The 13,873-nt window shown below is 35.6% G+C and carries 8 protein-coding genes; 3 read left to right on the plus strand and 5 right to left on the minus strand.

Annotation, left to right across the window (positions count from 1 at the left end):
* Nucleotides 1-4: 4 nt before the first annotated feature.
* On the minus strand, nucleotides 5-1,714 hold the full coding sequence (locus C245_RS0103605) for a PAS domain-containing protein (RefSeq protein ID WP_017495213.1): 1,710 nt from the start codon (nucleotides 1,712-1,714) through the stop codon (nucleotides 5-7).
* Nucleotides 1,715-1,882: 168 nt separating this feature from the next.
* Here C245_RS0103605 and typA point away from each other — a divergent pair, with 168 nt between their 5' ends.
* Nucleotides 1,883-3,679 (plus strand): translational GTPase TypA, encoded by a 1,797-nt coding sequence (gene typA / locus C245_RS0103610; RefSeq protein WP_017495214.1) that lies wholly within the window; start codon nucleotides 1,883-1,885, stop codon nucleotides 3,677-3,679.
* Nucleotides 3,680-3,800: 121 nt separating this feature from the next.
* Here the strand turns inward: typA and C245_RS0103615 are convergent, their stop codons facing one another.
* Genes C245_RS0103615 through C245_RS0103625 form a run of 3 tightly spaced genes read right to left on the minus strand, consistent with a single transcriptional unit; the run spans nucleotide 3,801 to nucleotide 7,922 of the window.
* Nucleotides 3,801-6,155, minus strand: coding sequence for a T9SS type B sorting domain-containing protein (locus tag C245_RS0103615; RefSeq protein ID WP_017495215.1), 2,355 nt, complete (start codon nucleotides 6,153-6,155; stop codon nucleotides 3,801-3,803).
* 15 nt (nucleotides 6,156-6,170) lie between these two features.
* Nucleotides 6,171-7,007: an ABC transporter permease gene (locus C245_RS0103620; protein ID WP_026109847.1), complete on the minus strand. Its 837-nt coding sequence runs from the start codon at nucleotides 7,005-7,007 to the stop codon at nucleotides 6,171-6,173.
* A gap of 3 nt (nucleotides 7,008-7,010) precedes the next feature.
* Nucleotides 7,011-7,922 (minus strand): ABC transporter ATP-binding protein, encoded by a 912-nt coding sequence (locus tag C245_RS0103625; RefSeq protein WP_017495217.1) that lies wholly within the window; start codon nucleotides 7,920-7,922, stop codon nucleotides 7,011-7,013.
* A 110-nt stretch (nucleotides 7,923-8,032) separates the two neighbouring features.
* Between C245_RS0103625 and C245_RS0103630 the strand changes: the two genes are divergently transcribed.
* Both C245_RS0103630 and C245_RS0103635 read left to right on the plus strand, forming a co-directional pair.
* Complete coding sequence (locus C245_RS0103630; RefSeq protein ID WP_017495218.1) at nucleotides 8,033-9,085, plus strand: hypothetical protein; 1,053 nt, start codon at nucleotides 8,033-8,035, stop codon at nucleotides 9,083-9,085.
* 68 nt (nucleotides 9,086-9,153) lie between these two features.
* A complete protein-coding gene (locus C245_RS0103635) occupies nucleotides 9,154-10,014 on the plus strand; it encodes an SdiA-regulated domain-containing protein (protein ID WP_017495219.1) in 861 nt (286 codons plus the stop codon).
* A 101-nt stretch (nucleotides 10,015-10,115) separates the two neighbouring features.
* On the opposite strand, the gene C245_RS0103640 is transcribed toward C245_RS0103635, so the two are convergent.
* Nucleotides 10,116-13,850: a metallophosphoesterase gene (locus C245_RS0103640; RefSeq protein ID WP_017495220.1), complete on the minus strand. Its 3,735-nt coding sequence runs from the start codon at nucleotides 13,848-13,850 to the stop codon at nucleotides 10,116-10,118.
* Between the last annotated feature and the right edge of the window lie 23 nt (nucleotides 13,851-13,873).

Below are 13,873 nucleotides of genomic sequence, written 5' to 3' on the forward strand. Positions count from 1 at the left end.
TGAGTTAGTTTTTGAATGTTATTGTAAATGTGGTGCCTTTGTTGACTTCACTATCAATACTGATGGTTCCTCCCATGGTTTCGACTTGTGATTTTACAAGATATAAGCCTAGTCCTTTACTGTCGGGGTAGTTATGGAATCGTTGGTATAGTCCAAAGACTTTGTCGCGGTTTCTTTCTAAATCAATTCCAATTCCGTTGTCTTTGAAAGTTAGAACTGCTTTTTGGTCGATCTGTTCTGCTGTAATGGATATTTTTAATTTTCTGTTTTCTGATTTGTATTTTATAGAATTGGTAAGTAGGTTTAATAAAATGCTTTCGATATAGGCTTTGTTTGTGTTTAGCAACGGAACTTTATCGAATTTGAGTTTGATAATGGGTTTGTGCAGTTCGATTTGAAATGATAGCTGGCTAAATACATTTTCAAAAACTTCTTGTAGTGAGACTTCCTCTTTTTGCATAGAAGGGTTGTCTTTGATGATGATTACTTTTACTAAGTCGTTAATGGTTTCGTTTAGCAAATGTGTTGATTTTGTAAAACCAGACAGGATTTCTTCTAGTTCTTCGTTTTCGACAGGGATGTCCTCAATAAGGTTTAGTAGTCCGATTAAATTGGATAATGGCGCACGTAAATTGTGTGAGGTAATGTAGGAGAATTGTTTTAAGTCTTTGTTGTTTTGAGTTAATTCTCTAATTAAGTGTTCTTTTTCCGTCTCTAGTTTCTTTTCATCGGTAATGTCTCTTTGAATGGAGATCCAGTGTGAAATGATGCCTTCAGTATTAAAAATAGGGATCATAGAGAATCTTACCCAGTATTCTTCTTTTGATTTAGTATAGGTTATAGTCTCAATTAGGCACTCTTCTTCATTTTTTATAGCTCTTAAGAGTTTTTTTAGTTCTTCTGAATCGGATTTTGGACCTTTGAAAATATTGGGAGATTTTCCAATTATTTCATTTGACATGTATCCTGACATTTGTGAAAAAGCAGGGTTAACGTAAACAATTTTAGGTATTTTTCGATCCGGAGAATTGGCTTCTGTTATTAATATGGAATCTTTAGATTGTGTAATTACAGTTTCTAAAAGTCTTAATCGTTGTTCTTCTTCCTTTTGTTTGGTAATGTCTTGAATGGCTCCAATCATTCTGATGGCTCTTCCGTTTTCATCTTTGAGAAGAAAACCCCTGTCCAAAACATATTTGTAACTCCCGTCGGCACATTTAAAACGATACTGATCCTGCCATTTTTCTGTTTTTTGTTCTATAAAAGAGTATAGTTTGATAGACATTCTGATGCTATCTTCCGGATGAATCTTGTCAAACCACCATTTGGATGTTTTTCCAACCTCTGTCGGATTGTACCCAAAAACGTTTTCTATTCCTTTGTTCCAATTGATGCTGTCTTCCTGGATTTTCCAATCCCAAATGGTATCACTTGTTGCTTTGGCTACAATGTCATATTTTTCGTTTGATTCTTTTATTTCTTCGTTTGTTTCCTTTAATTTTTTGAAAATAGCAATGTTTTTTTTCTCGTTTTTAGAAAGTATGTATTTGAAAAACAGTGCAGTGCTCAGGATGAAAAAAATGTCCTTTAAAAAAAAAACAATGTAGTAATCGGTCTTTGAAAAGTAAGTCGTAAGTAATTTATGACAGATGATTGCCACAAATAACGATATGATAATATAAACTAGAGTAATTTGGAGAGTTTTACTTTTCATCACTCAAATATAGTTAAATTAACTATAATTAAACAATAACAAAAGTTCAATTTAGACTTAAATTTACATTGTTTTTGGGTTACTAATTACTTGTCTCTACGCAAACTATCGCAGAAACGTTTTTTATATCAAAATAAAGTGTACCTTTGCACCCATTAAAAATCACAGATGGAATCTATTAGAAACATTGCAATTATTGCCCACGTCGATCACGGTAAAACCACTTTGGTTGATAAAATTATGTATCACTGTCAATTATTTCGTGACAACGAAAACACAGGTGATTTAATTCTTGATAATAACGATTTAGAGCGTGAGAGAGGTATTACTATTACTTCAAAGAACGTATCAGTTCAATATAAAGGAACAAAAATCAATATTATTGACACTCCTGGCCACGCGGATTTTGGAGGTGAAGTAGAACGTGTATTGAACATGGCCGATGGTGTATGTTTGCTAGTGGATGCTTTTGAAGGCCCAATGCCACAAACTCGTTTCGTATTACAAAAAGCGATTGACTTAGGTCTTAAGCCTTGCGTAGTTATCAATAAAGTGGACAAAGAAAACTGTACTCCTGAAGAAGTTCATGAAAAAGTTTTTGACTTAATGTTTGAATTAGGTGCTGAAGAATGGCAGTTGGATTTCCCAACAGTTTATGGTTCTGCTAAAAACAACTGGATGTCTGACCACTGGGAAAACGTAACGGATAATGTTGAAGCATTATTGGATATGGTTGTTGATAATGTACCTGCTCCTAAAGTTTCAGAAGGAAATCCTCAAATGTTGATTACATCTTTAGATTTCTCTGCTTTTACAGGACGTATTGCTATCGGTCGTTTAGAAAGAGGTGTCTTAAAAGAAGGAATGCCAATATCTTTGGTAAAAAGAGATGGTGCCGTAACAAAATCGAGAATTAAGGAATTACATACTTTTGAAGGTCTTGGACGTAAAAAAGTAACAGAAGTAATTGCAGGAGATATTTGTGCTATTGTTGGTGTTGAAGGTTTCGAAATTGGTGATACTATTTCTGATTTTGAAAATCCTGAAGGTTTAGCATCTATTGCTATTGATGAGCCTACAATGAGTATGTTGTTTACTATTAATGACTCTCCTTTCTTTGGTAAAGAAGGTAAATTTGTAACTTCTCGTCACATTAGAGAAAGATTGACAAAAGAATTAGAGAAAAACTTAGCGATGAAGTTAGGTGAAACTGATTCTGCTGATAAATTCATGGTTTTTGGTCGTGGAGTACTTCACTTATCTGTTCTTATTGAAACAATGAGAAGAGAAGGGTATGAGTTGCAAATTGGTCAGCCACAAGTTATCATCAAAGAAATTGATGGTCAAAAATGTGAGCCAATTGAGGAATTGACAATCGATTTGCCAGAGAATCTTTCAGGTAGAGCGGTAGAGTTTGTTACCATGCGTAAAGGTGAAATGTTGAGTATGGAAACTAAAGGGGAACGTATGATCGTTAAATTTAATATTCCATCACGTGGAATTATTGGATTGCGTAACCAATTACTTACTGCAACAGCTGGTGAGGCTATTATGGCACACCGTTTCATTGGATATGAGCCTTATAAAGGAGAAATTGCCGGACGTAACAAAGGTTCGTTAATTTCTATGGAAAAAGGAAAAGCTATTCCTTATTCTATTGATAAATTACAAGATCGTGGTAAGTTTTTTGTTGAACCAAATGCCGAAATTTACGAAGGTCAGGTAATTGGAGAAAACTCTCGTAGTGATGATATGTGTGTTAACGTAACGAAAGAGAAAAAACAATCTAACGTTCGTTCTTCCGGAGCTGATGATAAAGCGAGAATTATTCCTCCAATCATTTTCTCTTTAGAGGAAGCATTAGAGTACATTCAAAAAGATGAATATGTAGAGGTTACTCCAAAATCTATTCGTTTGAGAAAAATCTATTTGACAGAAACTGATAGAAAAAGATTTAAATTCTAAGAAGTTTAAAATTCAATATAAAAAGCCAAATTCCAATCAGTGGAATTTGGCTTTTTTTTGTCTTGGAATTTTCGGACAGGAATTTCTTTACAGATTTCCGGAATAAGAAAGTGTAAAGTTTTTATCTTTTTAAGCTGAAGTGACCTTTTATGACTCTGCCGTTAACAAATTGAATGTTGAACCAATAGTCATCTGCGGGCAATTGCTGGTTATTAAATTGGCCGTTCCAGCCCAGAGTATTTTGATCCATTTGTTTGAGTAATTTTCCATAACGATCAAAAATGAAGATTTTAAAAGCCGGAAGCTGATCAGAGTTTTTAATTAGCCATAAATCATTATAACCGTCTCCATTTGGAGTAAAGAATCTCGGATAGTCTGCAATGTAAACCTCATATTGGTTTGAAAGCCCGCAACCGTTTTTATCCCTTGCGATCGTATTATAAATTCCGGGTTTGACATTAGTGAATAATGGGTTATCTTGAAAAACACTTCCATCCAATGAAAATTCATAATTACCAACCCCTGTGTATTGAATTAAGACCGAGTTCTCATCGCCAGAGAAATCTTTTGTATCTGCACCACTTATAATTGCAGATTCAGACAGTATTACTTTAAATTTTTTGGTTTTTTCGCAGCCGTTAATGTCTTTTACAAGTACGGAATAATCACCGGCTGTGTTTACTGTAATGGAATTTGATGCAGCTCCGGTATTCCATAAATAGCTGGCGAAACCAGTGGCGACATCCAGGGTAATCTGCTCCCCTTTACACAAGTATTTTGATTCGTCTTGAAAATTAGCGGGATCAAAAGTGTTTACGACCAGAGTTATGGGAAGAATGTCGTAACAATCAGACCCATTTGTGGCTTTAGCATAAATGGTCTGAGTAAAAGCGGTAGTGTTTTTAAAGATATTAGGTAATGTATTTGTAGCTACCAGAGCATCATTTGCATTTAAAAAGTAACTGAAAGTGATGCCCGCAGGTAAACCTGTCGAAAGTTGAGGGGTTACCTGTGCATTAAGATCAAATTGATAAAATCCGTCTTGTTTGTCATCTCCGTCGCAAGTTGCAAATGGATTTTGAGGGGCAATTGTGGTGTTGGAAATTTGCAACGTTACTTCTGCGATTTTACTACAGCCATATTGGTTTTCAAGTCGGACGTAAATGACCTGATTTTGGGATTTATTAGTGTACTTTTCAGGAGTTGAGATTGGATTCGTCTTAGTTTGAGCATCAGCTAGTGATTCGTAGTATCCTTTGTTCAGCGTTTCGGCAACATTGTTTTTCACAATATTAGCGACCTTTGTCAAGTCAAAAACCGATATTCCGTCGGTATCATCGTCACATTGCACTAATGAAGTGTTGGTGGACAGAATCTCAGGAGCAAACTCAATTTTAATTTTTCCGGTGGCCACACAAGTTGTTCCGATTAGCGTGGCTTCAACCTTATAATTGCCAGATGTTGTAACAGTATAGGCAGAACCGGTTTCTGCCGGAGAAATTTCTACATAGTTATTAGTGGTAGTTTCTTTAAACCATTTAAAAGTATAAAGATTGCTGTCCAGACGTGTATCTAAGACAATACTTTCTCCAAAACAGGCTGGGTTTTTATCGGCAATTGTTTTGTTGGTTCCAAGGTTTATTCTGGAGATAAAACTACCGGCTTCTATAAAAACAGCAGAGTTGAATTGCCCTGTAGGATCATCGGCAATTACCAGTTTTAAGTGGTATTTTTTGTTGGGAATTACATCTGTATGAGCATTCATAACTACAGTTTGCCCGGCGTAATTTATGGGGCTATTAATGGTATTGTAGCCATTGAAAAAACTCTCATTTAAAGGGTCACATCCCGGATAATTTGTACCATTAACAAAAACAGGTTCGATTTTAGTATGAACTGTTGTAGAAGAAACCGGGGTTGTCGTATTGGGTAAGACGGCTAAATTTTTATAAGGGTCGCTAGTGCCTGCTTCTTTTATTAAAAAAGCAAAACCATCAGAATAGATGCACGGATAGTAGGTTTGATACTCGTTTGAAGCAAAAATATAATTAAAGCTGATGGAGTTGGCTAAAGCGATAAAATCAAATTCCAGAACAGTTGCCTGTTTACTCGAGTTGTTGTTTAAGGCCTGATTTAAGTCTGAGTCTCCCAGCCACTTATCGTTAGTAACGCCAATAGAGTTTGATCGTATAAATGGACCTGAAGCATTTGTACTTGGTGATGTACTTAAAACAATACCTCCTGAAAAGGGAAAGCTACCTCCGCCCGAATTAAAATAAGCATAACTATTACCCGTATTAGAAGGATTTCCAGTTGCATTAACACTAGTAACATTGATACAAGCGCTGTTAATTAAAATATTTTTTGCTAAATCTTCAGCAGTTCTGGTATCGTCTATACTAATATTTTGTGCGTTTACTTTTAAAGAGAGTAAACACACAAAATAGACTAGTGATAAGATTTTAAAATAGTTCATAGTACAACAAATATACTACAAATCTCTCTTTTTTAATAGCTTGTATGAGAAGTAAACAAATAAGAATGTCCAGATCAGAACGATTAAAACCGAAGTATAATGTACGCCATAATCTTTGGTATTTTCTACCCCAATTTGTGTTCCTATTGAACGAATTACGGATAATCTTGAAAAAGGCTCAATGATTAGATTTGACATGGCTTCCAGCGGGAAAAAATTCATGATCGTTTGACCTACTGAACTTTCAGGGAAAATCTTAAAGATCAAAACTCCTTTCATAATTCCTTCTATTATACTCCATACCAAAAGAAAACCTAATGCAAAAGCCGAACGCTTTACCAAAATTCCTAAAAACAAACAGAATGCAAAGAAGCCGGTGAGTTTTACGAAAAAGGCAAGAAGATAGTCTAAATCCATCAGAATAACATCAAATTCGGTATAGGATGAAAAGCACAGTCCAAGAATTACACTCATAACGAATACGAAAATGGTAGAGGCTAATGCAAACAGTACAACTGTTAGGAACTTGGACAGAACGAATTCTTTTTTGCTTAAACCGTCAATCAGGTTTTGTTTTAAAGTTCCGTAACTGTATTCATTGGCCATCATAGAAACAATAACGATTGCAAGGAAAAGTTTAAGTAAGGCGGCTACATAAGTATTGAAATGCCAAATGAAAGGGAAGTTGAAAATACCCATTTCTGCCAAATGGAATTTAAAAGGACCTATGTCAAATTTGATCGAAGCCATTAAAGCGATGAACGAAAGCAGTATGAAATAAGTCAAAGTGAGGATGCGGCTGGCTTTGTTTTTCCAGATTTTTTGTAGTTCTATAGAAATTAGTCTGTTCATGGTTTAGTTGTTTTGGATAATGGCGTTCTTGGTTAATTCTAAAAATTGCGCTTCTAAACTGTTTTTGCGTTTTACCAGATGGCTCAAAGCAATATTTTTAGAAAACAGAAAATGATTGAGTTCAGAAGCGGATAAATCAGAGTTCAAATAAACCAGGATTTTACCGTCTTCTTCGGTAATTTTTTCAACTGCCGGATGTGTTTCCAGTATGGTTTTCAACGCCAGATTATCATCAGACTGAAGTTCAAAGAAACCTTCATTGGCTGACATTCCATCGACAGATCCGGAGTATAAAATTTCTCCTTTTCGTAAAACAACTACATGCGAACATACTTTTTCTACTTCGTCTAAAAGGTGAGAGGCCAGTAAAATAGTGGTTCCTTGTGACGCAATTTTTCGGATAATGTCTCTGATCTGATGAATTCCCTGTGGATCTAAACCATTTGTTGGTTCGTCTAAAATTAAAATTTCCGGATCATTTAAGAGTGCCGAAGCAATGGCAAGACGCTGTTTCATTCCCAAAGAAAAGGTACTGAACTTGCTGTCTTTTCTCTCGGATAGCCCAACTAAATCAAGCTTTTCACTGATTTTAGAATAATTGATGCTTTTTATTTTGCAAACCAGTTTCAGGTTTTCTTCGGCAGTCATGTACGGGTAAAAGTTGGGTCTTTCGATGATGGCGCCTACTTTTTTTAGTGCTTCATGTGTTTGTACCTTTCCTCCAAACCAGGTATAGTTTCCCGAAGTTCTGTTTACAACATTCAGGACAATTCCTAAAGTGGTCGATTTACCGCTTCCGTTAGGGCCTAATATGCCATAAACGTGGCCTTTTTGTATTTCAAAAGATACATTTTTTAAGGCCTGAATACGCCCGTATCTTTTATGAAGATTCTCGATAGTAAGTATGGTTTCCAAATTTATTTCGGTTTTAGTTTTATGTAAGACGATTCAACTTTTATTTTGTTACGCTAAATTTATTTATATGATGCTATTCATTTAAATTTGTAATAAAGATATTCAAAAATATGAGCGAACCTTTAATGGTTTTGAAAAAACCGTCTTATCCTTTAATGCCGTCTCTTCTTAGTTATTTAGAGCGATACGAACGTATTTCGAAAGTATCGGTGTTCTATGATGATCTATTGCGATTTTCAGGCTCGGTTAATGTTTATGATAAAAATGAAACGGATACTTTATGGATCAGAGTGTATTACAGCGAGTTTGAGAGAAATGAGATCGATCTGAATCTGAAAAAAATCTATTCCCTTTTACATTCTGATGGAAATAACGAGATCATTCAGTATTTGAATATTGATGCAATTGATTACTGTACTTTTGGAAATTCTAAACCTTTCCGAATAAAAGTTCGTAATATTCTCAATGATAATTATGTTCATTTTTATATCAAAAAAGCAGATGCTTCAAGAATTTACGGATTAGAGTTGGAGGATATTCTTTCACCGGATAAAATCAATTTTTTGGTTTTTAAGGATACTTTAATTGAAGAGCATATTATCGGGATCCCGGGTGACGTTTTTATGGATACTTTATTGGATAGTTGTACGGAAATGGAAAAATCACAGATTGCAAAAGAATTTGTGAAGTTCAACGAACGTTGTATGATTAGGCTTTTGGGTGATATGCGTGCTTATAATTATGTGATTGTTCCCATTCATGACTTCGATCAGGTAGTTTATAAAATCCGTCCAATTGATTTTGATCAGCAATGTTACGAAGGAAACTTTAAAGTGTATCGTCCCCAGTTTTTCAAAGAAAATTATCCGATGATCAAATTGATTAAAGAAAAATTGGAGGACCGGTCCATTATTCAGTACAAGGATGAGGAAAGAGCGATTTTGGCAAAACGTATCCATTCAGCCGAAACCAGAATCAAAAAATTACTGAATATCATGTGTCACGATACGATTTCGACAGAAGAGCATCTGAATCAACTAAAAATGGAATTGTACCGTTATACCAATGATATGAAGTTCAAGAATGCTAAATCTATGGGACATATTATGTTTGCTGCTTTTGAATTTATTACACGCAATTTTAAAAATACAAACCTACTTTAAGTACTGCACTCAATAAAAATCTTTGGCGGGTAACAGGTTTTAGTTAGGTTAAATTAAAAGAAGATATTATGAAAAAGTTTTTTTTACTCGGGGCTTCTATAGCCTTACTGGCTTGTCAGCAACAATCTAATCCAAATTTAAAAACGTTGTACGCACTTCCGAAGAAACTAAAAGAAGTTTCGGGAATTACTTATTTTCCTGAAACGAATTTAATTTATGCGATAGAAGACAGTGGCAATAAAAATGAAATTTATGCGATAAAATCAGATGGGAAGATTGCCAGATCGATTGTTGTTTCAAATGCGACTAATGTAGATTGGGAAGATATTACCAGAGATAAAAGCGGGAATGTTTATATAGGAGATTTTGGAAATAACGACAACGAGCGCAAAGATTTGTGTATTTATAAAGTCAATAAGAATCAGTTGAATAAAGATTCAGCTGTGGCAGAGTATAAGGTTTTATTTTCCTACCCGGAACAAACAGAATTTCCTCCGAAGAAAAAAGAAATGTTCTATGATGTCGAAGGCTTTTTTGAACACGGGAATTATTTTTATCTGTTTACCAAAAACCGTAGTAAGAATTTCGATGGAACGGCTTTTATTTATAAGATTTTAAATGCTCCGGGAACTCAGAAAGCGATTAAAATAGGGGAGTTTAAAACTTGTGATAATTACAATCATTGTGTTTTAACAAGTGCAACCATTAGCCCCGATGGTAAAAAAGTAGCTTTGCTGAGTCATGATAAAATCGTTTTGTTTAAAGGGTATAAAAATGATTTGTTCCATAAAGGATCGCAAACGGAAATTAAATTGGATCACTTTTCGCAAAAAGAAGCTGTCGTTTTTAAAGATAACAGCACCTTGCTGATTGCCGATGAAAAGGCAAACAAGACTGGTGGGAATGTTTATGAGTTTAAGCTAAAATAAAAAGGGACTAAGGTACTGAGTTACTAAGATGCTAAGTTTGTTACAAATTCGTGGCAAAAAAAACTTAGCATCTTAGTAACTCAGCATCTCAGAACCTCCCATCAAAAACTATAAGCCGCTCCAAAAATGACTCTTCCGGTTTCGTCAGGTGATTTGAAATAAGTGATTCTTGCCGTTAGTACATTGATTGCGTTCAGCCAAAGTCCGCCGCCATAATCCTGATGCCATTTTCGGGAATTTTCACCGTCAAGCCAGATTCTTCCATAGTCAAAACCACCCAGAATCCCGTAGGTTAACGGAGCAATTGTTTTTTGGATTTTACCAATGCTAAGACGTAAGTCAGTACTTTGAGAAAAATAAGAACTTCCCAGAAAGCGTTCGTTCCGATAGCCGCGTAAGTCAGTATCGCCTCCTAAAGCCGCACCTTGATAAAATTCATAATTGTTATTTAGGATCGCTTTTCCTTTTAAAAGTGTGGCCAAAACCAGCTTTCCGTTAGAATCAATTTTATGGGTAAATCCTAAAAGGCTTTCAAGAGTCGGGAAGTTTTGCCTGGTTTCATTTAGATTGGCTAACCACGCTGCCGAGATCATGAAAGTAACTCCCAAAGTAGGTTTTGCAGCAAAGTCGGAGTTTTTGAAATGGTACTTGATTTTCGCACCACCAAAGGTCTGACTTTGAAAAATCTCGGGATTAATGATGTTTGGAATATCAATAAATCGGTTTTTAGTTTCTTCTACTCTCATTTGTTGAAACATGGGCTGGATGCTAAATTCGCTTCCATATCGTCCAACATGTCGGATCGCCGCTGAAACATTAAACTTCTGAATGCGAACGCGGTTGTAATCCATTCCGAATTGCTCTGTATTATTGACTGTTTCATTTCCATATCCGAAGTAATTCACTGTAAAATTTGGAGTTGTATATTGCGATTCAACGTCAATAACCCACTTGCCAAGCAAACCCGGAAAATGTGCGGCATAATTCAATTCGAAACCTTCCGTTGCGAAATAATAAAAACCGTTTAACACATGTTTTTGTGTGTAAGGGTTTTGTTTAAAATTGTTTACGGTATAGTTTAAATTAAAGCCAAGCTTTACACCATCGTCAGGATTGTACCCTATATTTGGAAGCCCTGAAATCACATTATACTTTGGCTTTTCGTAATTGTAAAGGTTAACGTCGTAGTCATCGGTTAGTTGAGTTCCGGTTTTTGAATCCAGATTATAGGTGTTTTGTTTTGATTTAAAATCATAAACGATCACTCTTTTTCCGTTCTCAATGTTATACGTATCATTGTTTTGTCCGCCAATTAAACGAATTTTTATCTTCGATTTTTCAGTACCGGTTACCTGGAAAGTATCATTATCATCTAAACCGTAAATCCATAAGTTGGAAGTTTTAGCATCGGTAGCGGTTTTAGTATATACCAATTCGTCGCCCTCTTTTTTAACTCTGAAAACCTGAATTTCGAGTGTTTTTTTGGCGTTATGGCGAATTACAAACTTGTCTTTTTTATCTGTTCCGGCGATCATTACGGTATGACTTAAAACATCAAAGTATTCAGAAGCATATTTTTGAAGTTCTTTCTTTCTGCTTTTCAACTTCTGTTGTATGTCTTTAATCGTTTCATCCTGAACTTCTTTTGGCAGACTTTTAAAAGCATTGTCAATGTCAGCATCGGTTAAGTTTTCCTGAATGTATTTTGCCTGAGCAATCCAGTCTTTTTCTTCGGCAGTTCTTAAGAAAGCCAAATCAAGTGGGTAAGGTTCTCTGTTAAGCCATTTTACATTGTCGATTTTGTCTTTAAAAGTACGCATGTGGCGCAGTGCAGGAATGTTCATCAATAGCGAAAGCAAAGTCCCGTCATATTTTGAAAAAGCCTGATCGCGATCTCTGGGAATAGGTTTATAAATGACCTTTCCCTCTTTTTTATATTCTCCCCAACGCCATTGGTCGTCATGTCTATCCCAATCGCCAATAAGCATGTCAAACAAACGGGCTTTTATGTATTGGTTTTCGTCAACGGTATATTTTTCATCTTTATGAAGGTTTTTCATCATGTCAGATGTGCTGATAATATTGGTTGGATTTCCAAAATTCTTCCCTTCCAGATGATTGTCGGCAGGTCTTTCTTCAACCATATACAATTCATCTCCAAAATTCGAATTGAATTCTTTTAAAGTATTTTGTTTCGGAATGTAATATAAAATAGGGTTGCTGTGTGCCAGCCCTATTCTATCGGCAAGATTGCCCACTGCAAAGGGAGTATAGGGATGTGAAGTAGTATAAAAGTCCAATAAGAAATTCTCTGCATAGGTGTTTTCAAAATCATTAACAATGTACTGATCTTTAAAAGCTACAGATTGTAAAAATTGTGTAGCGCTTTTTTTCATAGCACGCATCACATATTCACGGCCTTTAGGATCAGATACTCTTAAAGATTTAGACTGGTGTCCGCCACCTTCACGAATAGGTTTCAAACCTCCCATTAAAGTGTCCAGAGTTGCGGTTTTAGCCTCAATGGGTAAGCTGTAATATTTTCTATAGTGGTTTCCGAAAAGAAACTTATGAAACAGACTTTTCTGAGTCATTTTTTGAGAATAGATAGAAGTCGTAATTTTAGGAGGGAAATTATTCGGAACATCAGCAGCCCAGTTGATTTCTTTAGCCTTTATGATTTCCTGCTCAAAAAGTAGCTTTTCGTGATTGTTTTCATTTCCGAAGAAAGAAACTTTCGCATCTCCGCTTTTGAATAAAGTTAAGGTAGCATAACCGTTTCCTCCATAAGAGAAATCATTTGAATTAATGGCCCTTGCAGCTTCAGATTTTGATCCGGCACCACTAATAATCTGCTTAATATTTTCCTTGTTTACATACTGCAGATTGTGATCGTGGCCGGAAACGACAATCACATTTTTTTGTTTTTGCAGCAGCGTTTTAATGCGCTTGGCATAAGCAGTATATTGTTTGTTTTGAATGTCTTGCGGACTGGCACCTGTAGTTTTTCGCAGTAAATTAATAAAGGAACCAATTACCGGAAGCGGAATTTTTTGTTCCAGAGGGAACAGTTGCTTTTCCAACGAATATTGACCGCCATGCGATCCGTTGCTCATGAGGGGATGATGTATGGCAAGAATGACCGTTTTCTCCTGATTTTTATTAAGAACACTTTCCAGTTCGTCAAAGAAATCTTCTCTGGTTTTAATATCACAATTGTCATTTATAGTAGGGTGGTTGTTCCAGTCTTCCAGAAACCATTCACTGTCAATCGTTACTAAAGCAGTTGTGCTGTCTATTTTAACAGCTTCTATAGCACAGCTTTTTCGGGGTAAAAAGGCTTTTTTATCGTTTAAATATTTAGTAACAAATTCAGCCTGAAGTTCAAGACCTTTGATACCATTGTACCAATCGTGGTTTCCGGGAATGACAATCGTTTTTCCTTTAAATCCTTCGGTAAGTTTTAATTGATTGGTCAGTTTCGTTTCGGCCAAAGTCTTTTCTGGTCCCTCATTATGGGCAGGAAAACCTTTCGGATAGATATTATCTCCTAAAAAAAGTAAGGTCGATTTTTTACTCGCTTTTTTTAGCTTTTGATGCAGTAATTCAAGAGTTTGCTGTGCTTTTTCTTCGTCGGCGTTTCCGGCATCACCCACTAAATAAAAAGTGTGTGCAATTTTTATGGTATCTGTTGCGTTTTCCGTTTCGTTAGCACTGACATTTTTACCATATTGTGCTTTATGAGTCGCACAGGAATAGGGGAGCAGCAAGACAGCTATTGCCAAAGAACAGGTTTTAATTTTCGCAATAAAATGATTATCCAAAAACAATTTCATAATTTAGTGGTGTAAAAATATTC

The organism is Flavobacterium sp. WG21 (assembly GCF_000335775.1).
Lineage (GTDB): Bacteria > Bacteroidota > Bacteroidia > Flavobacteriales > Flavobacteriaceae > Flavobacterium > Flavobacterium tructae.